The 24,234-nt window shown below is 72.0% G+C and carries 15 protein-coding genes and 3 rRNA genes; 3 read left to right on the top strand and 15 right to left on the bottom strand.

Annotated features, from left to right (window positions below; genetic code table 11):
• Positions 1–11: 11 nt before the first annotated feature.
• The 12 genes from rrf to argC form a co-directional block, all read right to left on the bottom strand.
• Positions 12–128: ribosomal RNA gene (gene rrf / locus ACWIX7_RS00005) — 5S ribosomal RNA — on the bottom strand.
• Between the two features lie 134 nt (positions 129–262).
• A 23S ribosomal RNA gene (locus ACWIX7_RS00010) occupies positions 263–3,394 on the bottom strand.
• Between the two features lie 505 nt (positions 3,395–3,899).
• Positions 3,900–5,424 (bottom strand): 16S ribosomal RNA (locus ACWIX7_RS00015).
• Together the 16S, 23S and 5S rRNA genes form the textbook arrangement of a ribosomal RNA operon.
• A gap of 470 nt (positions 5,425–5,894) precedes the next feature.
• The gene (gene tyrS / locus ACWIX7_RS00020) at positions 5,895–7,169 is read right to left on the bottom strand and encodes a tyrosine--tRNA ligase (RefSeq protein WP_448619580.1); all 1,275 of its coding nucleotides are present in this window, start codon (positions 7,167–7,169) and stop codon (positions 5,895–5,897) included.
• Positions 7,170–7,187: 18 nt separating this feature from the next.
• On the bottom strand, positions 7,188–7,865 hold the full coding sequence (locus tag ACWIX7_RS00025; RefSeq protein WP_448622116.1) for a DNA-3-methyladenine glycosylase: 678 nt from the start codon (positions 7,863–7,865) through the stop codon (positions 7,188–7,190).
• Entirely contained in the window at positions 7,829–9,283 is a 1,455-nt protein-coding gene (gene argH, locus ACWIX7_RS00030; RefSeq protein ID WP_448619581.1) for an argininosuccinate lyase, read from the bottom strand. The genes ACWIX7_RS00025 and argH overlap by 37 nt, the downstream gene beginning before the upstream one ends.
• Positions 9,280–9,816, bottom strand: coding sequence for an arginine repressor (locus ACWIX7_RS00035; protein WP_448619582.1), 537 nt, complete (start codon positions 9,814–9,816; stop codon positions 9,280–9,282). Before ACWIX7_RS00035 ends, argH begins: the two co-directional genes overlap by 4 nt.
• Positions 9,813–10,760 (bottom strand): ornithine carbamoyltransferase, encoded by a 948-nt coding sequence (gene argF, locus ACWIX7_RS00040; protein WP_448619583.1) that lies wholly within the window; start codon positions 10,758–10,760, stop codon positions 9,813–9,815. The genes ACWIX7_RS00035 and argF overlap by 4 nt, the downstream gene beginning before the upstream one ends.
• A complete protein-coding gene (locus ACWIX7_RS00045) occupies positions 10,757–11,938 on the bottom strand; it encodes an acetylornithine transaminase (protein WP_448619584.1) in 1,182 nt (393 codons plus the stop codon). The genes argF and ACWIX7_RS00045 overlap by 4 nt, the downstream gene beginning before the upstream one ends.
• The gene (gene argB, locus ACWIX7_RS00050) at positions 11,935–12,996 is read right to left on the bottom strand and encodes an acetylglutamate kinase (protein WP_448619585.1); all 1,062 of its coding nucleotides are present in this window, start codon (positions 12,994–12,996) and stop codon (positions 11,935–11,937) included. The genes ACWIX7_RS00045 and argB overlap by 4 nt, the downstream gene beginning before the upstream one ends.
• Positions 12,993–14,144: a bifunctional glutamate N-acetyltransferase/amino-acid acetyltransferase ArgJ gene (argJ, locus tag ACWIX7_RS00055; protein ID WP_448619586.1), complete on the bottom strand. Its 1,152-nt coding sequence runs from the start codon at positions 14,142–14,144 to the stop codon at positions 12,993–12,995. The genes argB and argJ overlap by 4 nt, the downstream gene beginning before the upstream one ends.
• Before the next feature lie 55 nt (positions 14,145–14,199).
• A complete protein-coding gene (argC, locus tag ACWIX7_RS00060; RefSeq protein WP_448619587.1) occupies positions 14,200–15,240 on the bottom strand; it encodes an N-acetyl-gamma-glutamyl-phosphate reductase in 1,041 nt (346 codons plus the stop codon).
• A gap of 208 nt (positions 15,241–15,448) precedes the next feature.
• Between argC and ACWIX7_RS00065 the strand changes: the two genes are divergently transcribed.
• Positions 15,449–16,330 (top strand): diacylglycerol/lipid kinase family protein, encoded by an 882-nt coding sequence (locus tag ACWIX7_RS00065; RefSeq protein WP_448619588.1) that lies wholly within the window; start codon positions 15,449–15,451, stop codon positions 16,328–16,330.
• Positions 16,331–16,343: 13 nt separating this feature from the next.
• Here ACWIX7_RS00065 and ACWIX7_RS00070 read toward each other — a convergent pair whose 3' ends face one another.
• The 3 genes from ACWIX7_RS00070 to ACWIX7_RS00080 are packed head-to-tail and all read right to left on the bottom strand — an operon-like array spanning position 16,344 to position 20,783.
• The gene (locus ACWIX7_RS00070; RefSeq protein ID WP_448619589.1) at positions 16,344–17,267 is read right to left on the bottom strand and encodes an SDR family NAD(P)-dependent oxidoreductase; all 924 of its coding nucleotides are present in this window, start codon (positions 17,265–17,267) and stop codon (positions 16,344–16,346) included.
• Positions 17,260–19,719: a phenylalanine--tRNA ligase subunit beta gene (gene pheT, locus ACWIX7_RS00075; RefSeq protein ID WP_448619590.1), complete on the bottom strand. Its 2,460-nt coding sequence runs from the start codon at positions 19,717–19,719 to the stop codon at positions 17,260–17,262. The genes ACWIX7_RS00070 and pheT overlap by 8 nt, the downstream gene beginning before the upstream one ends.
• Entirely contained in the window at positions 19,716–20,783 is a 1,068-nt protein-coding gene (locus ACWIX7_RS00080; RefSeq protein WP_448619591.1) for a phenylalanine--tRNA ligase subunit alpha, read from the bottom strand. The genes pheT and ACWIX7_RS00080 overlap by 4 nt, the downstream gene beginning before the upstream one ends.
• Before the next feature lie 237 nt (positions 20,784–21,020).
• Between ACWIX7_RS00080 and ACWIX7_RS00085 the strand changes: the two genes are divergently transcribed.
• Entirely contained in the window at positions 21,021–21,860 is an 840-nt protein-coding gene (locus ACWIX7_RS00085; RefSeq protein WP_448619592.1) for an EamA family transporter, read from the top strand.
• Between the two features lie 70 nt (positions 21,861–21,930).
• A complete protein-coding gene (locus ACWIX7_RS00090; RefSeq protein WP_448619593.1) occupies positions 21,931–24,195 on the top strand; it encodes a diguanylate cyclase domain-containing protein in 2,265 nt (754 codons plus the stop codon).
• The last annotated feature ends 39 nt before the right edge of the window (positions 24,196–24,234 follow it).

The raw sequence follows: 24,234 nt of genomic DNA on the forward strand, positions 1-24,234 counted from the left end.
CTGGGATGGTTGTCCGGCGGCGTCCTACTCTCCCACCCCGTCTCCGGGGCAGTACCATCGGCGCTGAGAGGCTTAGCTTCCGGGTTCGGAATGGTACCGGGCGTTTCCCTCTCGCCATGGCCGCCGTAACACGGTGAACCTGACCAACCCGGGGCAATTCCCCGGTTGGTGCGTTCAGAACCGCACAGTGGACGCGTGGGTGGTGCAGCAGTCTTCGATCCGGTGCCCGCACGGGATGTGCGTGGGATCGGGTGTAGGTCGTGTGGTCAAGCCCTCGGCCTGTTAGTACCGGTCAGCTCACACACCTCGCGGTGCTTCCACCTCCGGCCTATCAACCCGCTGGTCTGGGCGGGGGCCTTACCCCATTGACTGGGTGAGAGACCTCATCTTGAAGCGAGCTTCCCGCTTAGATGCTTTCAGCGGTTATCCCTGCCGAACGTAGCCAACCAGCAGTGCACCTGGCGGTACAACTGGCACACCAGAGGTTCGTCCGTCCCGGTCCTCTCGTACTAGGGACAGCTCTTCGCAAGTCTCTTACGCGCACGGCGGATAGGGACCGAACTGTCTCACGACGTTCTAAACCCAGCTCGCGTACCGCTTTAATGGGCGAACAGCCCAACCCTTGGGACCTACTCCAGCCCCAGGATGCGACGAGCCGACATCGAGGTGCCAAACCATCCCGTCGATATGGACTCTTGGGGAAGATCAGCCTGTTATCCCCGGGGTACCTTTTATCCGTTGAGCGACACCGCTTCCACCTGCCGGTGCCGGGTCACTAGTCCCAGCTTTCGCTCCTGCTCGACCCGTCGGTCTCACAGTCAAGCTCCCTTGTGCACTTGCACTCGACACCTGATTGCCAACCAGGCTGAGGGAACCTTTGGGCGCCTCCGTTACATTTTGGGAGGCAACCGCCCCAGTTAAACTACCCACCTGACACTGTTCCTGATCCGGATCACGGACCGAGGTTAGACATCCAATTCGACCAGAGTGGTATTTCAACGGCGACTCCACGAACACTGGCGTGTCCGCTTCCCAGTCTCCCACCTATCCTACACAAGCCGAACCGAACACCAATATCAAGCTGTAGTGAAGGTCCCGGGGTCTTTCCGTCCTGCCGCGCGTAACGAGCATCTTTACTCGTAGTGCAATTTCGCCGAGCCTGTGGTTGAGACAGCTGAGAAGTCGTTACGCCATTCGTGCAGGTCGGAACTTACCCGACAAGGAATTTCGCTACCTTAGGATGGTTATAGTTACCACCGCCGTTTACTGGCGCTTGAGTTCTGAGCTTCGCCTTGCGGCTAACCCGTCCCCTTAACGTTCCAGCACCGGGCAGGCGTCAGTCCGTATACCTCGTCTTACGACTTCGCACGGACCTGTGTTTTTAGTAAACAGTCGCTTCTCACTGGTCTCTGCGGCCCCCACCCGCTGCCCCGCGCACGGCGGTTCACGGACGAGGGCCCCCCTTCTCCCGAAGTTACGGGGGCATTTTGCCGAGTTCCTTAACCACAGTTCGCTCGATCGCCTCGGTATTCTCTACCTGACCACCTGAGTTGGTTTGGGGTACGGGCCGCTCGGAACTCGCTAGAGGCTTTTCTCGGCAGCATAGGATCATCCCATTCACCGCAATCGGCTATGCGTCAGGCCTCACCCTCGTGCGCCACGGATTTGCCTATGGCACGGGCCACACCCTTGCACCGGTACTACCACTCACCGGTAGGACTACCTTCCTGCGTCACCCCATCGCTTGCCTACTACCAGCTCGGGTCCCGCGCTCGACCGACCTCTCCACAAGTGGATCGGCCGGCGTCGGGCGGTCAGCATCACTGGGTTCAGCATGGGCGTTCCTTCGCGGGTACGGGAATATCAACCCGTTGTCCATCGACTACGCCTGTCGGCCTCGCCTTAGGTCCCGACTCACCCTGGGCGGATTAGCCTGGCCCAGGAACCCTTGGTCTTCCGGCGGGGGAGGTTCTCACTCCCCTCTCGCTACTCATGCCTGCATTCTCACTCGCGTGGCGTCCACGGCTGGATTCCTCCGCCGCTTCACCCGCCACACGACGCTCCCCTACCCACCCACACACCTGGCCGGCAGACCGAAATCTGACGGCGGGCTGTCGTGTGAGTGCCACGGCTTCGGCGGTGTGCTTGAGCCCCGCTACATTGTCGGCGCGGAACCACTTGACCAGTGAGCTATTACGCACTCTTTCAAGGATGGCTGCTTCTAAGCCAACCTCCTGGTTGTCTCTGCGATCCCACATCCTTTTCCACTTAGCACACGCTTAGGGGCCTTAGCCGATGATCTGGGCTGTTTCCCTCTCGACTACGAACCTTATCGCCCGCAGTCTCACTGCCGCGCTCTCACTTACCGGCATTCGGAGTTTGGTTGACGTCAGTAACCTTGTGGGGCCCATCGGCCATCCAGTGCTCTACCTCCGGCAAGAAACACGCGACGCTGCACCTAAATGCATTTCGGGGAGAACCAGCTATCACCGAGTTTGATTGGCCTTTCACCCCTACCCACAGCTCATCCCCCAGGTTTTCAACCCTGGTGGGTTCGGTCCTCCACGCGGTCTTACCCGCGCTTCAACCTGGCCATGGGTAGATCACTCGGCTTCGGGTCTAGAGCACGCGACTAGAATCGCCCTGTTCGGACTCGCTTTCGCTACGGCTACCCCCCACGGGTTAACCTCGCCACGTACCACTAACTCGCAGGCTCATTCTTCAAAAGGCACGCAATCACCGCCCGCACACGAGGTGCGGCAGCACGGCTCTCACGGCTTGTAGGCACACGGTTTCAGGTACTATTTCACTCCCCTCCCGGGGTACTTTTCACCTTTCCCTCACGGTACTCGTCCGCTATCGGTCACCAGGGAGTATTCAGGCTTAGCGGGTGGTCCCGCCGGATTCACACCGAATTCCACGGGCTCGGTGCTACTTGGGAAACACGTTCGGGAGGTGCGGCGTTTTCGTGTACGGGGCTCTCACCCTCTGCGGCGACCCCTTCCAGAGGCCTTCCACTAACGACCACACTTTCTCACTCCCCGCACGCGCGGCAGCACGTGCAGAACGGTCCCACGACCCCGTCCCCACAACCCCTGCCGGGTATCACATGGAAACGGTTTAGCCTCCTCCGCTTTCGCTCGCCACTACTCACGGAATCACGGTTGTTTTCTCTTCCTGTGGGTACTGAGATGTTTCACTTCCCCACGTTCCCTCCACACGCCCTATGTGTTCAGGCGCGGGTCACACCACATGACTGGTGCGGGGTTCCCCCATTCGGACATCCTCGGATCAACGCTCGGTTGGCAGCTCCCCGAGGCTTATCGCAGCCTCCTACGTCCTTCATCGGCTCCTGGTGCCCAGGCATCCACCGTGTGCCCTTAACAACTTGGCCACACAACTACAACAAACCCCACCCACCACCGCCCTCCGACGAGGGCAGCGCTGCGCGGGCCTGCAATCAAAGAAGATGCTCGCGTCCACTGTGCAGTTCTCAACGACCAACCGGCCACCATCCGGACCCGCCCCGCCGAACCCCACCCCACCCCTCCCCCGACGGGAAAGGACACGGCGGGTGGTACGAGGACCCGGACGGCCCCGACCGAAGAAACCGACCCCCGCCGGGCAGACGGTCCTCCGTCCACCCCGCAGGGTCCGCTCCCTCAGGACCCAACAGCGTGCCTACCACCACCACCCACCACCGACTCCGTTCCCCGCACCCCGCCCCCGAGGGGACGCGGCGCCGTACTGAGAGCCGGCAGCGGCCGGCGGCCGAACTGGTCAGCGTTCCACCCTCGAGCACCACCCCAACAACCCGCGGCACCCCACAACCGGGGCGCCATCACGTGCTGGGCGCGGCTCTGGACCACCACACGCATGTGGCGGCCAGTGCTCCTTAGAAAGGAGGTGATCCAGCCGCACCTTCCGGTACGGCTACCTTGTTACGACTTCGTCCCAATCGCCGATCCCGCCTTCGACGGCTCCCTCCCACCAGGGGTTGGGCCACCGGCTTCGGGCGTTACCGACTTTCGTGACGTGACGGGCGGTGTGTACAAGGCCCGGGAACGTATTCACCGCAGCGTTGCTGATCTGCGATTACTAGCGACTCCAACTTCATGGGGTCGAGTTGCAGACCCCAATCCGAACTGAGACCGGCTTTTTGGGATTCGCTCCACCTCGCGGTATCGCAGCCCTTTGTACCGGCCATTGTAGCATGTTTGCAGCCCTAGACATAAGGGGCATGATGATTTGACGTCATCCCCACCTTCCTCCGAGTTGACCCCGGCAGTCTCCCATGAGTCCCCGGCATTATCCGCTGGCAACATGGAACGAGGGTTGCGCTCGTTGCGGGACTTAACCCAACATCTCACGACACGAGCTGACGACAACCATGCACCACCTGTGCACGGCCCTTACGGACCCCACATCTCTGCGGGATTTCCGTGCATGTCAAGCCTAGGTAAGGTTCTTCGCGTTGCATCGAATTAAGCAACATGCTCCGCCGCTTGTGCGGGCCCCCGTCAATTCCTTTGAGTTTTAGCCTTGCGGCCGTACTCCCCAGGCGGGGCGCTTAATGCGTTAGCTGCGGCACGGAGACCGTGGAATGGCCCCCACACCTAGCGCCCAACGTTTACGGCGTGGACTACCAGGGTATCTAATCCTGTTCGCTCCCCACGCTTTCGCTCCTCAGCGTCAGTTGTTGCCCAGAGACCCGCCTTCGCCACCGGTGTTCCTCCTGATATCTGCGCATTTCACCGCTACACCAGGAATTCCAGTCTCCCCTGCAACACTCAAGTCGGCCCGTATCGACTGCAGGCCCGGAGTTGAGCTCCGGGTTTTCACAGCCGACGCGACCAACCGCCTACGAGCTCTTTACGCCCAATAATTCCGGACAACGCTTGCACCCTACGTATTACCGCGGCTGCTGGCACGTAGTTGGCCGGTGCTTCTTCTGCAGGTACCGTCACCTCACGGCTTCGTCCCTGCTGAAAGAGGTTTACAACCCGAAGGCCGTCATCCCCCACGCGGCGTCGCTGCGTCAGGCTTCCGCCCATTGCGCAATATTCCCCACTGCTGCCTCCCGTAGGAGTCTGGGCCGTGTCTCAGTCCCAGTGTGGCCGGTCACCCTCTCAGGCCGGCTACCCGTCGTCGCCTTGGTAGGCCACTACCCCACCAACAAGCTGATAGGCCGCGGGCCCATCCCCAGCCGGAAACCCTTTCCACCACCAGACCATGCGGCCAGCGGTCACATCCGGTATTAGCCCCAATTTCTTGGAGTTATCCCAGAGCCGGGGGCAGGTTGCCCACGTGTTACTCACCCGTTCGCCACTGAACCCACCACCGAAGCGATGAGCCCCGTTCGACTTGCATGTGTTAAGCACGCCGCCAGCGTTCGTCCTGAGCCAGGATCAAACTCTCCGTAGATGAACTTGATACCAGGCCGAGAACCAAGAACTGGACGCTCTTGATGTCAATCAACCCAAAGAAACCCACAAAGGGGTCACATACATGGCACTGACTTTCGGCACGCTGTTGAGTTCTCAAGGAGCGGACGCTCGCGACACCCGGCCAGCTGGGCCTTCGATCGCGGCGGCTGTTCCACGTTACGCCGCTCTCCGTCCGCGTCAAGCGGCGGGTCAAGGACCTGCACTCGACGCTCGGAGCGGCGATACCCAGTGCAACCAGCGTACCCCGAGCTGTGTTCCGGGGCCCGCTCAGTTGCTGGGTTGGCGGCGCCTGGTCCGACCCGCGGGCGGTGACTCGGTCCCCGTCCCGCTCCGGTCTCGCCGGGCGCAGAGAGGAAGTTACGTGGGTGTCGTCCGGGCTGTCAAACCGCAGCGTGGTGACCCGCGACACCTGTCCGGAATGGGGTCGTCACACGCCGTTCACACGTCTCAGGCGCGCTGGACCCCGGCCACCGAGCGCTTGCCGCGGCGCAGCACCAGCCAGCCCCCGGGCAGCCAGTCGGACTCCCCCGGCACGGCGTCGGCGTCGGTGACGCGCTCGTTGTTCAGGTACGCGCCGCCCTCCTTCACCGTGCGCCGGGCCTCGGAGAGACTGCTGACGAGCCCGGTCCGCTGGAGCAGGGCGGCGACGGTCGGCGTCCCCTCGTCGACGGTGATGCTGCCGGCCTCCCGCAGGGCGGCGCCCAGGGTCTCCGAACCCAGGGCGGTGAGGTCGTCGCGGCCGAACAGCGCCCGGCCGGCGGCCTCGGCCTGGCGCAGCTCGTCCTCGCCGTGCACCAGGCGGGTGAGCTCCTCGGCCAGGGCCCGCTGGGGCGCCCGGGAGGAGGGGCGTTGCTCGGACTCGACGATCAGCGCGGCCACCTCCTCGGCGGGCCGCTCGGAGAACAACGGCAGCCAGGCGCGGGCGTCGACGTCGTCGATGTTGAGCCAGTACTGGAAGAACGCGTACGGGCTCGTCAGCTCGGGGTCCAGCCAGATGGTGGCGCCCTCGGTCTTCCCGATCTTCCGGCCGTCGGCGGTGGTGATCAGCGGGGTCGACAGGGCGTGTGCCGCCGCGCCCTCGGTCCGGCGGACCAGGTCGACGCCGGCGGTGATGTTCCCCCACTGGTCGGAGCCACCGGTCTGCAACGTGCAACCATGCCGGAGAAACAGCTCGCGGAAGTCGTTGGCCTGCAGGATCTGGTAGCTGAACTCCGTGTAGCTGATCCCGGCATCGCTGTTGAGGCGGGCCGATACCGCCTCCTTGGCCAGCATCCGGTTGACCCGGAAGTGCTTCCCCAGCTCGCGGAGGAAGTCGATCGCCGACAGCGGGGCGGTCCAGTCCAGGTTGTCGACGTAGACCGGCGCCCGCAGCCCCTGCTCGGCGGCCGGCCGGTCGAGGAAGGGCGCGACCCGGCGTCGGATCCGGTCCACCCAGCCGGCGACCGTCGCGGGGTCGTTGAGCACGCGCTCGGACGTCGGTCGCGGGTCCCCGATCAGCCCGGTGGCCCCGCCCACCAGCACGATCGGCTGGTGCCCGGCCCGCTGCAGGGCCCGCAGGACCATGAACTGGATCAGGTGCCCGACGTGCAGGCTCTCCGCCGTCGGGTCGAAGCCGCAGTAGTAGGTGACCGGGCCGTCGGCGAGGTGCTTGCGCAGCGCCTCCTCGTCGGTGCCCTGGGCGATCAGCCCGCGGCGGTGCAGCTCGTCGATCACGTCGGTCACGGTCCCAATCCTGCCTGATCAGCTCGTCCGGCCGGCGCGGCGGCGGGGCTTGCCGCCCGGGCGGAAGGTGCTGACCGACGCCGCCCCGCTCTCCCAGTACCGCCACGGCAGCTCGGTGGCCACGCTGATCCCGACGCGCGGCCCGGCCGAGACGTCGGCCGGCGGTTCGGCCCGGTGCAGCCGCACGGAGGACGACGGGTCGAGCAGATCGGCGTCCTTGTCGTCGGGGCCGATGGCGAGGGCCTGGGTCAGCCGGGCGGGACCGCGGGCGAGGTCGCGGGGCCTGCGCGCGGAGGGACGGCGGGAGGCGGCGAGCTCCTCCCCCACCACGACGTCCCCGGCACGCAGCAGCACCGCCGAACCCTGGCCCTCGGCACCCACGACGACGTTGGCGCACCAGTGCACGCCGTAGCTGAAGTAGACGTAGAGCCGCCCGGGCGGGCCGAACATGACCGCCGCCCGCGGCGTGGGCCCGCGGTGGGAGTGCGCGGCCGGGTCGGTGCCGTCGCCGGCGTAGGCCTCGACCTCGGTCAGCCGGAGTGCGACCCGGCCGGCGGGGCGGTCGGTGACCACCCAGCAGCCGAGCAGGGTCGGCGCCACGACGTCCGGCGGGCCGAGCAGTTCGGTGGGCGTCAGCAGCGGCCCGGGCTCGAGGTCGCTCAGAGCGCCGCCGCCACGGGTGAGGCCGACGCCCAGTGCGCGTGCTCGGCCGCAAGCCCCGTGAGCGCGGCGACCTGGCCGGCGACCCGCTCCGGCGCCGTCCCCCCGCGGGCACTGCGGGCCGCCAGCGCGCCCGGCACGGAGAGCACCGACCGCACCTCGGGGGTGAGCCGCTCGTCGATGCCGGCGAGCTGGTCGTCGTCGAGCTGGTCGAGCTCGAGACCGGCCTGCTCGCAGAACGCGACCATCTCCCCGGAGATCTCGTGCGCCGAGCGGAACGGCACCCCCTGGCGGACCAGCCACTCGGCGACGTCGGTGGCCAGCGCGAAGCCCTGCGGCGCGGCGGCCTCCAGCACCTCGGGGCGCAGCGTGAGGGTCGCGACCATCCCGGTGACCGCGGGCAGCAGCAGGAGCAGCTGTTCCATGGAGTCGAAGACCGGCTCCTTGTCCTCCTGCAGGTCCCGGTCGTAGGCCAGCGGCAGGCCCTTGAGCATGGTGAGCAGGCCGGTCAGGTTGCCGACGAACCGGCCGGACTTGCCGCGGGCCAGCTCGGCGATGTCGGGGTTCTTCTTCTGCGGCATGATCGACGACCCGGTGGCCCAGGCGTCGTGGAGCCGGGCCCAGCCGAACTCTGTCGACGTCCAGAGGACGACCTCCTCGCCCAGCCGGGAGAGGTGGACGCCGACCATCGCCGCGCAGAAGCAGAACTCGGCGGCGAAGTCGCGGTCGCTGACGCCGTCGATCGAGTTGTCCGAGGCGCGGTCGAAGCCGAGCTCGGCGGCGACGGCGTCGGGGTCCAGCGGCAGCGACGAGCCGGCCAGCGCGCCGGAGCCGTAAGGGCTGACGGCGGTGCGGCGGTCCCAGTCCCGCAGCCGGTCGACGTCCCGGGCGATGGCGTGGGCGTGGGCGAGCAGCTGGTGGGCGATGAGCACCGGCTGGGCGTGCTGCAGGTGCGTCATGCCGGGAGCCGGCACGTCCTGGTAGCGCTCGGCCAGGCCGACCAGCGCGTACTCGAGGGAGGAGAGCTCGCCCACCAGCGCCCGGACGGAGTGGCGCAGGTACAGCCGCAGGTCCGTGGCGATCTGGTCGTTGCGGCTGCGGCCGGCGCGCAGCTTGCCGCCGAGCGTGCCGAGCTTCTCGGTGAGACCGCGCTCCAGGGCCTCGTGCACGTCCTCGTCGGACTCGACGGCGGTGAACGTGCCGGCCGCCACCTCGGCGGAGAGCTCGTGCAGCGCGCCGAGCATCTGCTCGAGCTCGCCGTCGGTGAGCAGCCCGGCCCGGTGCAGCACGCGGGCGTGCGCCCGGGAGCCGGCCAGGTCGAAGGGCGCCAGCCTCCAGTCGAAGTGGGTCGACCTGGACAACGCAGTCAGGGCGTCCGATGGTCCTCCGCCGCCGAAGCGACCGCCCCAGAGCCGGGTGGTACCAGGTGCGGCGGCGGGGTCGGCCGGGCTCACGGTGCGGGGTCCTCCAGGTCGGTCTCGGGTGCGGTCGTCGGGGCCGGGGCGCGCTCGGCCATCGCCCGCAGCCGGTCGGCGAGGGCGGCCCCGCCGTCGGGACGGCGGGAGACGACCAGCAGAGTGTCGTCCCCCGCAATCGTGCCCAGGACGTCGGGGAGACCGACCTTGTCCAGCGCCGAGGCGAGGAACTGCGCCGCCCCCGGCGGTGTGCGCACGACGGCCAGGTTGGCGCTGCCCTCGGCGGAGGTCAGCAGGTCGCCCAGCAGCCGGGTGAGCCGGGCGGGCGCGGCCTGCGCGGGGCGCAGCGGGGCGTTCTCCGGCGGCAGGACGTAGGACGCCGGGGCGCCGTCGGACCCGCGCAGCTTGACCGCGCCCAGCTCCTCCAGGTCGCGGGAGAGCGTGGCCTGGGTGACCTCGATGCCCGAGCCGGCGAGCAGCGCGGCCAGCTGGGTCTGCGAGGTGACCGGCTGGGCCTCGATGAGCTCGCGGATGCGCGCCTGCCGGGCCGAGCGGGTCAGGGCGGTCGTCATCGACTCCTCTCCAGGAGCCAGATGAGGATCGCCTTCTGCGCGTGCAGCCGGTTCTCCGCCTCGTCCCACACCGCGCTCTGCGGGCCGTCGATCACCGACGCGGCGATCTCCTTGCCGCGGTAGGCCGGTAGGCAGTGCAGGACGACGGCGTCGTCGGCGGCCCGGGCCAGCGCGGCGTCGTCCACCGCGTAGGGCAGGAACGGCGCGACCCGGGCGTCGTACTCGTCCTCCCGGCCCATCGACACCCAGGTGTCGGTGACGAGGACGTCGGCGCCGTCGGCGGCGGCCGCGGCGTCGTCGGTCCAGTGCACCGAGCCGCCGGTCTCCGCGGCGATCTCCTCGGCGCGCTTCACGACCGAGGGGTCGGGCTGGAAGGACGCCGGCGAGCCGATCCGCACGTGCAGGCCGGCCGTGGCGCCGCCGAGCAGGTACGAGTGCGCCATGTTGTTGGCGCCGTCGCCCAGGTAGCCCAGGGTCAGCCCGGCGAGGGTGCCCTTGCGCTCGGCGACGGTCTGCAGGTCGGCGAGGACCTGGCAGGGGTGGAACTCGTCGGTGAGCGCGTTGACCACCGGCACCCCGCTGACCGCGGCCATCGCCTCGATGCGGTCCTGGCCGGAGGTGCGCCAGACGATCGCGGCGACCTGCCGGTCGAACACGCGGGTGGTGTCCTCGACCGGCTCGCCGCGGCCGAGCTGGCTGGTAGCCGCGTCGACGACCAGCGGGTACCCGCCGAGCTCGGCGACGCCGACGGCGAAGCTCACCCGGGTGCGGGTGGAGGGCTTGTCGAACAGCACCGCCACCGCGCGCGGCACCCCGTTGGGGGCCCGCAGCGGGGTGGGCGCGGCCTCGGTGTGCCGGGTGCGCTTGAGCTCCGCGGCCAGGGCCAGCACCTCGGCCTGCTCGGCGGGTGAGAGGTCATCGTCCCGGAGGAGGTGGCGGGTCACTGCTGCACCGACACGTCGAGGGCGGCCGGGAGGGCGGCGACGAAGGCGTCGACCTGCGCGTCGCTGAGCACCAGGGACGGCGCCAGCCGCAGCACGTCGGGGGCGACGGCGTTGGCGAGGAAGCCGGCCTCGCGCAGGTGCGTCTCCAGCGCGGCGGCGACCGGCGCGGTGAGGACGACGCCGAGCAGCGCGCCCCGCCCGCGCACCCCGGCCACGGCGGTGTGGGCCAGGCCTTCGATGCCGGCGGTGAACCGCTGCTCCAGCGCCTTGGCCCGCTCCAGCAGCCCCTCCTCGCGGATGGTGTCCAGCACGGCGAGCGCGGCGGCCGCGGCGATCGGGTTGCCGCCGAAGGTGGACCCGTGCGAGCCAGCGGTCATGAGCTCCGCGGCGTCGCCGAAGGCGAGCGTGGCGCCGAGCGGCAGCCCGCCGCCGATCGCCTTGGCCAGGGTGATCACGTCGGGGGCCACGCCGTCGGCCTGGGAGGCGAACCAGTGGCCGGTGCGGCCGGTGCCGGTCTGCACCTCGTCGACGGCGAACAGCGCGCCGGCGTCGCCGGCCGTGCGCGCCGCGGCGGCGAGGTAGCCCGGCGGGGCCGGCAGCACGCCGCCCTCCCCCAGCATCGGCTCCAGCAGCACCATCGCCGTCTGCCCGGTCACGGTGGCGGCCAGCGCGTCGGGGTCGCCGTAGGGGACGTACCGGACGCCGCCGGGCAGCGGGGCGAAGGCGTCGGCCTTGCTCGGCTGGCCGGTCAGCGCGAGTGCGCCCATGGTGCGGCCGTGGAAGGCGCCCTCGGCGGTGACCACCTCGGGCCGGCCGGTCAGCCGGCTGATCTTGAAGGCGGCCTCGTTGGCCTCGGCGCCGGAGTTGCAGAAGAACACCCGCCCGGGCCGGCCGGCCAGCTCGATCAGCCGCTCGGCGAGCAGGACACCGGGCTCGTGCATGGCCAGGTTCGACACGTGGCCGAGGGTCTGCGCCTGGCGGGTGATCGCCTCGACGACCCGCGGGTGGGCGTGGCCGAGGATGGTGGTGGCGATGCCGCCGAGCAGGTCGGTGTAGGCGCGGCCGTCGACGTCCCACACCGTGGCCCCGGCGCCGCGGACCAGCGCCACCGGCGGGGTGCGGTAGTTGTGCATCATCACCGCCGACCAACGGACGGCCAGCTCCTCCGTGCGGGTCATGCCGGCTCCTCCCCGGGAACGGTGCGGGCCGGGACCACCATGGTCCCGGTGCCCTCGGTCGTGAACATCTCCAGCAGCAGGGCGTGCGGGGTGCGCCCGTCGACGACGGTCGCCCGCTTCACCCCGCCCTCGACCGCCCGCAGGCACGCGGCCATCTTCGGCACCATGCCCGAGTCCAGCGTGGGCAGGATCTCGGCGAGCTCGCCGGCGTCGATCTGCTGCACCAGCGAGTCGCGGTCGGGCCAGTCCGCGTAGAGCCCCTCCACGTCGGTCAGGACGACGAGCTTCACCGCACCGAGCGCAACCGCGACCGCCGCGGCGGCGGTGTCGGCGTTGACGTTGTGCACCACGCCGTGCTCGTCGGGCGCGACGGTGGCGATGACCGGGATGTGCCCGGACTCCAGCAGCGCCCGGACGGGGCCTGGGTCGACCGCGACGACGTCGCCGACCAGGCCGACGTCCACCGGTTCGCCGTCCACCACCGCGGCGGTGCGCTCGGCGGTGAACAGCCCGCCGTCCTCACCGGACAGGCCCACGGCCAGCGGGCCGTGCTCGTTGATCAACCCCACCACCTCGGGGGTCACCTGGCCGGTGAGGACCATGCGGACGACCTCGATCGTCTCCTCGGTGGTCACCCGCAGCCCACCGCGGAACTCGCTCTGGATGCCCAGCCGGCCGAGCATCTCGGTGATCTGCGGGCCGCCGCCGTGCACCACCACGGGCAGGATGCCGCAGGTCCGCAGGAAGACCATGTCCTCGGCGAAGGCCCGGCGGCACTCCTCGTCGACCATCGCGTGGCCGCCGTACTTGATGACCACGACGTTGCCGTGGAACTCCTTGAGCCACGGCAGCGCCCCGGTCAGCACGGCGACCTTGCGGGCGTCACCCTCGGGGTCGTAGGTGCGCATGACCCGGCTGGTGCCGATGCGCTTGCGGACGGCGGGCACCGTGGGCGGCGCCTCGTCGATCCGGACGTCGGGCGGGGTGGGGTCCTGGGCGGCCGGGTCGTGCGTGGTGGTCACGTGCGGCTCGGGCTCGGGTGCTGCCAGGTCGGTCATGTGGAGTACGCCGAGTTCTCGTGGACGTAGGCGATGGACAGGTCGTTGGTCCAGATGGTGGCCTGCTCGCCACCGGCGTTCAGGTCGACGTCGATGGCGATCGCCCGGCCGGTGAGGTCCACGCCCTCCCGCGGGTCGCCGATCGCCCCGCCCCGGCAGACGGTGACGCCGTTGATCGTCACGTCCACCCGGTCGGGCTCGAAAGCGGCATCGGTGGTGCCGATCGCGGCCAGCACCCGCCCCCAGTTGGGGTCGTTGCCGAACAGCGCGGTCTTGAGCAGGTTGTTGCGCGCACACGCCCGGCCCGCGGTCAGCGCGTCGGTGACGCTGGCCGCGCCCCGCACGGTGATCGCGATGTCCTTGGTGGAGCCCTCGGCGTCGGCCAGCAGCTGCATCGCCAGGTCGGTCGCCGCGGCGGTCAGCGCCTCGGTGAACTCTGCGCCGCTGGGCGTGATGCCGCTGGCGCCGTTGGCCAGCACGATCACCGTGTCGTTGGTGGACAGGCAGCCATCGGAGTCCACCCGCTCCACGCTCACGCTGGTCGCCCGCTTCAGCGCCGTCTGCAGGACGCCGGCGTCGACCACCGCGTCGGTGGTCAGCACGACCAGCATCGTGGCCAGGCTGGGCGCCAGCATGCCGGCGCCCTTGGCCATCCCGCCGACGGTCCAGCCGTCGCGGGCCTGCACGGTCGTCTTGGGGACGCTGTCGGTGGTCATGATCGCCCGGGCGGCGTCCGGCCCGCCGTCCTCCGACAGCGCCTTGACCGCGGCGGTGACCCCGGCGGTGAGCCGGTCCATCGGCAGCCGGACGCCGATCAGCCCGGTGCTGCAGACCGCCACGTCGATCGCCCCGAGGCCCAGCTCGGCGGCGGCGTGCTCGGCGGTGGCGTGGGTGTCACCGAAACCCTCGGGCCCGGTGCAGGCGTTGGCCCCGCCGGAGTTGAGCACCACCGCGCGCGCCCGCTCGCCGGCCAGCACCTGCCGGCTCCACAGCACCGGCGCCGCCGGGAAGCGGTTGGTGGTGAACACCGCCGCGGCCGCGTCGTCCGGACCGTGGTTGAGGACGACGGCGACGTCGAGGTCGCCACTGGACTTCAGCCCGGCCGCGACACCCGCCGCGGAGAAGCCCTTCGGGGCTGTCGTGCTCACGGCGCGACCCCCGCGGGGACGTGGAGCGCCAGCGGAGCGTCCTCGTGGAGTGGGTTCACGGGGCCACCCCCACCACGGGCAGGCCGGTGGTCTCGGGCAGACCCAGGGCCAGGTTGGCGCACTGGATCGCCGCACCCCCGGTGCCCTTGGTCAGGTTGTCCACCGCCGCCACCACCACCAGCCGCCCGGCGTCGGGGTCCACCGCCAGCTGCAGCGCCACGGTGTTCGCCCCCAGCACCTGCGCCGTGGTCGGCCACTGCCCCTCGGGCAGCAGGTGCACGAACGGCTCGTCGCCGTAGGCCTTCTCATACCCCGCCCGCACCGCCGCCTCGTCCACCCCGGCGGCCAGCGGCGCCGAGCAGGTCGCCAGGATGCCCCGGCTCATCGGCACCAGCGTCGGCGTGAAACTCACCCGCACCGGCGCGCCGGCGACCTGGGTGAGGTTCTGCACCATCTCCGGCGTGTGCCGGTGCACCCCACCCACCCCGTAGGCGCTCACCGAGCCCAGCACCTCGCTGCCCAGCAGGTGCGGCTTCACCGACTTCCCCGCCCCCGAGGTCCCCGACGCCGCGACGACCACGACCTCGGGCTGCACCAGCCCGGCGGCCAGCGCCGGCGCCAGCGCCAGGGTGACCGAGGTCGGATAGCAGCCGGGCACCGCGATCCGCCGCGCGCCGGCCAGCCGCGCGCGCTGACCGGGCAGCTCGGGCAGCCCGTAGGGCCAGGTACCGGCGTGCTCGCTGCCGTACCACCGCGCCCACGCGGCCGGGTCGTTCAGCCGGTGGTCGGCGCCGCAGTCGATGACCAGGGTGCCCTCGGGCAGCCGCGCGGCGATCGTCGCGGACTCCCCGTGCGGCAGGGCGAGGACCACCACGTCGTAGCCGGTGAGGTCCTCCGCGCCGCTGGGCCGCACCTCCAGCTCGGCGAAGGGCAGCAGGTGCGGCTGCAGCTCACCCAGACGCCGCCCGGCGCTCGAGTTGGCGTGCACCCCGGCCAGCCGCAGGGACGGGTGCCCGGCCAGCAGCCGGCACACCTCACCCCCGGCATACCCGGTGGCGCCGGTGACCCCGACCGTCCACGTCCGCGTCTCGCTCATGATGCATGACCATACACGGCCATGCATGACTGTTCACGAGGGGTGGGGGCGGGCACGTTCCCAGGGAGTCAGCCCCTGCCCACAGTGCGGGGCAAGGGCCGAGCGTGCGCTGACGACCTCCAGGTCGGCGTCGGGCCACGCGTACTGGGAGCGCGTTCGGGGCATGGCCCCTCGTCGAACGGGCGCCGCCCGACCGAGGAGCCTCGACGTGAGTTCGTTCGACCGGATCGTGATCATCTTCAACCCGAACAGCACCGGCGACGCTCCCCGGTCCGCGGGGGAGCTGCGCGCCGAGCTGGCCCGGCGGCTGCCGACCGTGCCGGTGGAGCTGTGCCCCACCCGGTACGCGGGACACGCCCGTGACCTGGCGAGGGAGGCGGCCGGTTCCGGGCGTCCGCTGCTGGTCTCGGTGAGCGGCGACGGCGGGTACAACGAGGTCGTCGACGGCGTCATGCAGGCCGGGGACAGCGAGGCCGTGTGCGCGGTGCGGGCCGCCGGCAACGCCAACGACCACCGTCGGGTGACGCGGGAGCGACCGCTGGCCGACGCGATCGTGGCCGGTGAGGTCCGGCGGATCGACCTGCTCCGGCTGACCATCGGCAGCGGAACCGCCGCGCAGGTCCGGTACGCGCACTCCTACATCGGCGTCGGCCTGACCCCCGTCGTCGCCGTCGACCTGGAGGAGGGCGGGAAGGGGTCGTGGCGGGAGATCGTGACCGTGGTGCGCTCCTTCTCCCGTTTTCGGCCGTTCCCGATCGAGCTCGAGGACGGCAGACGGCGCACGATCGACAGCCTGGTCTTCGCCAACATCGACGAGATGGCCAAGTACGCGACCCTCAGTGAGGGCGGCCGCCCCGACGACGGCCGGTTCGAGGTCATCACGCAGCGGCGCACCGGCAAGCTCCGGGTCCTGGGGACGCTCATCAGGGCGGCGACCCGCGGGCTCGGCCCGCAACCGAGTGCCACCCACTACGCGTTCACGGCGCTCGCCCCCATGCCGCTGCAGCTGGACGGCGAGCTGGTGGAGCTGGACGCCGACACCCCGGTCGCCGTCGACATCGCACCGCGGGCGCTGGCCACGGTCGTCTGACCGGCGCGAGAGGTCAGCCGAGCGGGTCGCCGTCCCCGTAGGGCCGCAGCCGCAGCTGCCGGGCGGCGTCCTCCGGCGTGGTGGCTCGCAGGACGGCGAGGTCGTCGGCGCCCGCCCGCAGGAACCGGCCGGACCACTGGTCGAGGTCCCCGGCGGCGACAGCGGCGACCAGCTCGACGACGCGCTCCGGTGGCGTCCAGTCGGTGAAGCCACGCCACATCGGCATCGCGCGGGTCATCGGGGTGTCGACGACCCCGGGCGCCACGTCGAACACGCGCACGTCCAGGCCCTCGAGCGCGCCGGCCAGCGCCTCGGTCATCCGCATCAAGCCGGTCTTGGCCACCGAGTACGCCGAGTACTCCGGGCGGGCGCGCACGCTCATCCCGCTGGCGAGGTCGACGACGCGGCCGCGGTTGCGCAGCACCATCCACGGGACGACGGAGCGGGCGAGCAGGAACGCGCCGCGGACGTGGCTCTCCACGACCGACCACCACTGGTCGGGGTCGGCCTCCCACAGCGGCTCCTCGGCCACGTCGATGACCCCGGCGTTGTTGACCAGCAGGTCGACCGGGCCGAGCTCCTCCCGCACCCGTGTGACCGCTTGGTCGACCGCCGCTCGGTCGGTGACGTCGGCGGGCACGGCCAGCGTGCGGGCGCCGGTCGACTCCGCGACCTCGGCCATCGCCGCCGCCAGCCGCTCGCCGTTGCGCGCCAACCCGGCCACGGCCATGCCCCGGGCGGCCAGCCCCTCGACGAGGTGCCGGCCGATGCCGCTCGACGCGCCGGTGACCAGCGCGACCTGGCCGGTGAGTGCTGCGGCCCCGTCCCGGGTCCCGCCCCGAGCCTCGATCGGCCCCCCTGCAGGGTCCCGCCGCGAGTCTGCGAGTGGTGGGGGGTAGCGGGGCCCTTCACGGGGAGGACGGGGTCCTTCAGCCACGGAGCTCTGCCTGCAGCGCCTGCTCGACGGAGGCCACCACGCGCTGCCGCACCTCGGCGGCCTCCTCGCCGGACAGCGTCCGGTCCGGCGCCCGCAGGGTCAGCGACCAGGCCAGCGACCTGCGCCCCTCACTCAGCTGCGGCCCGGTGTAGACGTCGAACAGCCGCACCGCCTCGAGCAGGTCGCCGGCCGCCTCGCGGATCGACTCCTCGACCGCCGCGGCCGGCACCGCCTCGTCCAGCACGAAGGCCAGGTCGACGAAGACGGGCGGGAAGCTCGACAGGTGCGGTCCCACCGGCACCGACGCCGGCGGCAGCGCGTCGACGTCCAGCTCCATCACCGCGGTCCGGGCCGGGAGGTCGAGGGCCGCGCACACCCGCGGGTGCAGCTCGCCGGCGTGCCCCACCACGCGCCCGGCGACCAGCAGCTCCGCGCAGCGGCCCGGGTGCCACGGCGCCCGCTCCCCCGCGCGCACGGTCAGCTCGACGCCCGCGGCCTCGGCGACCCGGCACGCGGCCTGGACGGCGTCGGCCCAGACGGCCGGCCGGCCGGAACCCCACCAGCCGCGCGGCTCTCGGTCGCCGGCCAGCGCGACGGCGACGTGCCACGGTTGCTCCGGCACCGCGCCCAGCAGCGCGGCCAGCGTCTCGTCGTCCGGACGCCGGTCGACGCCGGGCAGCGGAGCCGCCGACCGCTCCCCGCCGGGGAAGACCGCGCCGTGCTCGAAGAGCGCCACGTCCCGGATGCCGCGGGACAGGTTGCGCGCCAGCGCGGCGAGCAGCCCCGGCAGCAGCGTCGTCCGCAGCGCCGGCTCCTCCTCCGACAGCGGGTTGCGCACCAGCACGACCTGCCGCCGCGGGTCGTCCTCGGCCAGGCCCAGCGCGTCGAGGGCCGCGGTCCCGACGAAGGGGAACGACGGCGCCTCGACGTAGCCGAACTCCGCCAGGGCGCGCCCGACGGCCCGCCGCCGGCGCTGCCGCTCGGTCAGCCCGCGCCCGGGCGGGGCCGTGGGCAGCACCGAGGGGACGTCGTCGTAGCCGGCCAGCCGCACGACCTCCTCGACCAGGTCGGCGGGGTCGGTGAGGTCGGGGCGCCAGGTCGGCGGGGTGACCGTGAGCTGGCCGTCCCCGTCGACCGTGCAGCCGACCGCGGTCAGCAGCTCGGTGACCTGCGCCGGAGGGTAGGGCACGCCGGCGACCCGGCCGGGCCGCGCGGGGTCCAGCGCGATCGTCGGGCGGGGACCGCGGGTGTCGACGTCCACCAGGCAGCCGACGACGCGCGCGCCGCCGTACTCGGCCAGCAGCGCGGCGGCGCGGGCCAGCGCGGCCACGGTCATCTCCGGGTCCACGCCGCGCTCGAACCGCTTGGCCGCCTCGCTGGGCAGCCGGTGCCGGCGGGCGGTGCGCGCCACCCCGGTCGGCTCCCAGTGCGCCGCCTCCAGCAGCACGGTCGAGGTGCCGTCGCCGATCTCGGTCGACGCGCCCCCCATGACCGCGGCCAGCCCGATCGGGCCGGAGTCGTCGGTGATGAGCAGGTCGTCGGAGGAGAGCGCGCGGTCGGCGCCGTCCAGCGTGGTCAGCCGCTCGCCCTCCCGCGCCCGGCGGACGACGATCGGCCCGCGCACCCGGTCGCGGTCGAAGGCGTGCATCGGCTGGCCGAGCTCGAGCATCACGTAGTTGGTCACGTCGACGGCCAGCGAGATGCTGCGGACGCCGGTCTGCGCCAGCCGCCGGCGCATCCACCAGGGGCTCGGCGCGGTCGGGTCCAGGCCCTCCAGCGCGATCATCGAGAAGCGGTCGCAGCGGTCGGCGTCCTCGACCGCGACCTGCCACGCGGGCTCACCCGACCAGGCCGGCGGGGTCAGCGCGCCGGGGTCACGCCACGCGACGCCCAGGCCGGTCCCCATCTCGCGGGCGATGCCGCGCATCGACAGGCAGTAGCCGCGGTCGGGGGTGATGGCCAGCTCGATGACCACGTCGTCCAGGCCGACCACCGGGCCGGCCGGGGTGCCCGGGGCGGGGGCGTCGTCCCCCAGCACCAGGATGCCGGCGTGGTCCTCGCCGATGCCCAGCTCGCGGACCGAGCAGATCATCCCGTCGGAGACGCGGTCGTAGGTCGTCCGCGCGGCGATCGCGAAGCCGCCGGGCAGCACGGCGCCGGGCAGCGCGACGACCACGGCGTCCCCGACGGCGAAGTTGCGGGCGCCGCACACGATGCCCCGGGGCTCGGCCTCCCCGACGTCCACCCGGCAGTAGCGGATCGGCTTCTTGAAGCCGGTCAGCTCCTCGATCTCCAGCACCCGGCCGACGACCAGCGGGCCGGTGACCTCGGCGGGCCGGTGGACGTCCTCGACCTCCAGGCCCAGCCGCACGAAGGCGGCGTCGAGGTCCTCGACGGGAGTACCGGCGGGGACGTCGACGTGCTCGGCCAGCCAGCCGGTGGGGACCCTCACTGCTCAACTCCGAACGCCGTGGTGAACCGGGTGTCGCCCTCGGCGAAGTGCCGCATGTCGCCGACGGCGGAGCGGAACTGCAGGGCCCGCTCGATGCCCATGCCGAACGCGAAGCCGGAGTACTCCTCCGGGTCGATGCCACAGGCGACCAGCACCCGCGGGTTGACCATCCCGCAGCCGCCCCACTCGACCCACCGCGGGCCGTCGCGGTGCTCGGGGAACCACACGTCGAACTCCGCCGACGGCTCGGTGAACGGGAAGTACGACGGCCGCCAGCGGGTGACCGCGTCGGCGCCGAAGAGTGAACGGGCGAGGTGGTCGAGCGTGCCGCGCAGGTGCGCCATGGTCAGCCCGCGGTCGACCGCCAGGCCCTCCACCTGGTGGAACACCGGCAGGTGGGTCGCGTCGAGCTCGTCGGTCCGGTACACCCGGCCCGGCGCCACGATGTAGATCGGTGGGGTGCGGGAGAGCATCGTGCGCGCCTGCACCGGGCTGGTGTGCGTGCGCAGCACCAGGCCGGAGTCCTCGGGGGCGACGAAGAAGGTGTCCATCATCGTGCGCGCCGGGTGGTCGCGGCCGATGTTGAGCGCGTCGAAGTTCAGCCACTCGGCCTCGAGCTCGGGGCCCTCGGCGACCTCGTAGCCCATCCCGACGAAGATGTCGGCGATCCGGTCGGTCAGCGTGGTCAGCGGGTGCCGGGCGCCGCGGGGCAGCCGGTCCCACGGCAGCGTGACGTCGACCCGCTCCTCGGCCAGCACCCGGGCGTCGCGCTCGGCCTCCAGCTCGGCCTTGCGCGCCTCGTAGGCCTCGGTGACCGCCACCCGGGCGGCGTTGACCCGCTTGCCGGCGTCGGCGCGGGCGGCCGGCGGCAGGGCGCCGAGCTCGCGGCGGGCCAGCAGCACCGGCGCGCGGTCCCCGAGGTGGGCCGGGCGGACGGCGGCCAGTTGCTCGAGGTCACCGGCGCCGGCGAACGCCCGCTGGGCCTCGGCGACCGCGGCGTCGAGGGCCTCGGGTGAGAGGGCGGCGACCTGCTTGGGGTCGTAGGGGTCGTTGGCGCCAGACACGGGAGGCCATTCTGCCCGGGGCCGCGCGGGCGCTGCTGCCGGGCTTCACCCCCTCGGCGAGATCGCGCGATGTCGCACGGTCGAGCGGCGCACGACGTGCGAGATCACTCGATCTCGCCAGAAGAGGGACAGACAGCGCAACGGGAGCGCCAACCCGCCCCGGCCGTGGAAGCCGGTCCCGTGTTGGGTGTTGCACGAGCTGGTGGCGCGTCCGAGCGGCCGGATGAGGAGGGCGAGATGGCGGGGCTGCTCGCGTTGGCCAGCGCGGTGGTCTACGGCGCGGCCGACTTCTGCGGCGGGCTGGCCGTCCGCCGGGCCACCGCGTTCGCCGTCGTGGCCCTCGCCCAGCTCGCCGGGCTCCTCGCGGTGAGCGCCCTGCTGCCGTGGCTGGGCGGCGACCCCACCGGCACCGACCTGGCCTGGGGCGCCGCGGCCGGACTGGCGGGCGCCGCCGGGCTGGTCCTGTTCTACCGGGCGCTGGCCGAGGGCGTCATGAGCGTCGTCGCCCCGGTGACCGCGGTGTCGGCGGCCGCGCTGCCGGTGCTCGGCGGCCTCCTGCTCGGCGAGCGGATCGGGTCGTTGGCGGTCGTGGGCATCGCGCTGGCCCTGGTCGCCGTCGTCCTCGTGGCGGCCGAGGACGGGCTGGGCTCGCTGCGCACCGCCCGGCCGGCCGATCTGCTGCCCGCGCTGGCCTCCGGCGTGGCCTTCGGCCTGTTCTTCGTGCTGCTCGACCGCACCCGGGAGGCCGCCGAGCTCAGCCCCTTGGTGGCCGCGCGCGTGGTCGCGCTGCTGGCCGTGGTCCTGGTCGCGCGGCTGGCCTCCCGGCCGCTGTCGGTCCCCCGCGGGGTGCTGCCCGTGGTGGTGCTGGGCGGCATCGGGGACATGACGGCCAACGCACTGTTCCTGCTGGCCGCCCAGCAGGGCCAGCTGGCCATCACCGGCATCCTGGCCTCGCTGTACCCGGTGAGCACCGTCGTCCTGGCGCAGGTCGTGCTGCGCGAGCGGCTGGTCGCGACGCAGGCGGCTGGACTGGCGGCGGCCGGCGCGGCCGTCGTCCTCATCGCGCTGCCGGCCTGAGCCTCCCCCGATCGGGCGAGTCCACCGTCGTCCCCGCTCAACGCGGGGTCCCGACGTCCGATGGGAGGAGGTGACCAGCACTCCTGCCGCTCCCGCGAGGAGCATCGACGACGTCCTGCGCGACGGGACGGTGCGCAGCGTCTTCCAGCCCATCGTCGAGCTCGACACCGGCCGCGTGGTCGCCTACGAGGCCCTGGCCCGGGGGCCGCAGGGCCCGCTCGAGCGCCCGGACGCCCTCTTCGCGGCCGCTCGCGAGGCCGGCCGGCTCGCGGAGCTGGACGCCGCCTGCCGCACTGCGGCGCTCACCGGCGCGCTGGACGCCGGCCTGCAGGCACCGCTCACGCTGTTCGTGAACGTCGAGCCGGAGGTGCTCGACCGCGCGCCCCTGGAGGACCTGCTCGCCATCGGGCAGTCCGCCCCGGGCGGGCTGCGGGTGGTCCTGGAGATCACCGAGCGGGCGCTGGCCACCCGCCCGGCCGAGCTGCTGCGCACGGTCGAGCGGGTCCGCTCGGTCGGCTGGGGCGTCGCGGTGGACGACGTCGGCGCCGAGGCGATGTCTCTGGCGTTCATGCCGCTGCTGCGCCCCGACGTGGTCAAGCTGGACCTGCGGCTGGTGCAGGAGCGCCCCGGCCCCGCGATCGCCGAGATCATGAACGCGGTCAACGCGCACGCCGAGCGCACCGGCTCGGTGGTGCTGGCCGAGGGCATCGAGGACGAGGCCCACCTGGCCATGGCCCGCGCGCTGGGCGCGACGCTCGGCCAGGGCTGGTCGTTCGGCCGCCCCGGCCCCGGCCCGGTCGAAGGTGCGGTGCACGGCTCGCTGGTGCTGCCCTCGCAGCTGCCCGACACCGTGAGCGAGGACGCCGACGTCTCGCCGTTCGCCTGCCTGCCGATCGACGTCCCGCTGCGCGAGGCGCCCAAGGCCCTGCTCATCGAGCTGTCCAAGCAGCTCGAGCGCGAGGCGCTGCGGCTGGGCGCCGCCTCGGTCGTGGCGGCCACCTTCCAGGAGGCCCGGCACTTCACGCCGGCGACGACGCTGCGCTACCGCGACCTGGTCGAGCGCACCGGCTTCGTGTGCGCGCTCGGCGAGGACCTGCCGGTCGAGCCGCTCCCCGGCCTGCGCGGCGCCGCGCTCGACCCGGCGGACCCGGTCCGCGGCGAGTGGGACGTCACCGTGCTCGGCCCGCACTTCTCCGCCGCGCTGCTCGCCCGCGACCTGGGGGACGACGGCCCCGACGCCCAGCGCCGGTTCGCCTACGCCCTCACCTACGACCGCGACACCGTCGTCCGGGCGACCGCGGCGCTGCTGGCGCGGGTCGCCCCGCGTCAGGAGCCGCTGCCCTCGGGCCCCGCGACCGTCCCTGCCCCGCCGGCCGTCCCGACCCTGCCCGCGGCCGACCGGTTCGACGTGGGGGTGCTGGTCAGCGCGACCGGCGACACCCTGGTGCACGGCGCGCTGGCGGCCACCCCCAGCGGTGTGTCGATCGTCGACGTCCGGTTGCCCGACCAGCCCCTCGTCTACGTCAACCCGGCCTTCGAGCGGCTCGCCGGGCTGCCGAAGAGCGAGCTGCTGGGCCGCAACTGCCGGTTCCTGCAGACCCCGGACACCGACCCCGCGGCCGTCGCCGCCGTCCGCCGCGCGGTCGACGCCGGCGAGGAGTGCCGGGTGACGATGCTCAACCAGCGCGGCCCGGCGGGCACGACCTGGTGGAACGAGCTGCACCTGGCGCCGGTGACCGGTCCCGACGGCACGGTCACGCACTACATCGGCGTCCAGGTCGACGTCACCGCCCGCGTGGAGGCCGAGCGGGCGCTGGTGCAGGAGCGCGACCGCACCCGCAGCTACCTGGCCCGCATCGAGGAGCTGGCCTACACCGACCCGCTGACCGGCCTGCCCAACCGGCGGCGCCTGGCCGAACAGGTCGACACCGCGCTCTGGAACGCCAGGGCCCGGGACGAGGCGGTGGCGCTGCTGTTCGTCGACCTGGCGGGATTCAAGGGCGTCAACGACCGGTTCGGCCACGCGGCCGGTGACGAGCTGCTGGTCGCGGTCGCCGACCGGCTGCGCGGCCGGCTGCGCCGCCACGACCTGCTGGCCCGGCTGGGCGGCGACGAGTTCCTCGTGGCGCTCACCGGCCTGCCCCAGGCCACGGCGGCGACCGAGGCGCGGCGCATCGCCGACGAGCTCGCCGCGGCGGTGGCCCGCCCGGTGGCGCTGGGCGACCAGCGGGTCGTCGTCCGGGCGAGCGTGGGGGTCAGCATCTGGCCCGAGGACGGCGCCGACTTCCCGGCGCTGCTGCACTCGGCCGACATGCGGATGTACGCGACGCGGTGAAGGCCCCTGCCCTCGACGCCGGCCCTGCTGCAGGGCCCC

This window comes from Geodermatophilus sp. URMC 65, assembly GCF_053502545.1.

Coding starts and splice junctions, on each gene's coding strand:
- argC (WP_448619587.1), bottom strand. CDS start 15,240: ATGAGCGAGACGCGGACGTGGACGGTCGGGGTCACCGGCGCCACCGGG.
- ACWIX7_RS00085 (WP_448619592.1), top strand. CDS start 21,021: ATGGCGGGGCTGCTCGCGTTGGCCAGCGCGGTGGTCTACGGCGCGGCC.
- ACWIX7_RS00035 (WP_448619582.1), bottom strand. CDS start 9,816: ATGACGACCGCCCTGACCCGCTCGGCCCGGCAGGCGCGCATCCGCGAG.
- ACWIX7_RS00045 (WP_448619584.1), bottom strand. CDS start 11,938: ATGACCCGCACGGAGGAGCTGGCCGTCCGTTGGTCGGCGGTGATGATG.
- argB (WP_448619585.1), bottom strand. CDS start 12,996: ATGACCGACCTGGCAGCACCCGAGCCCGAGCCGCACGTGACCACCACG.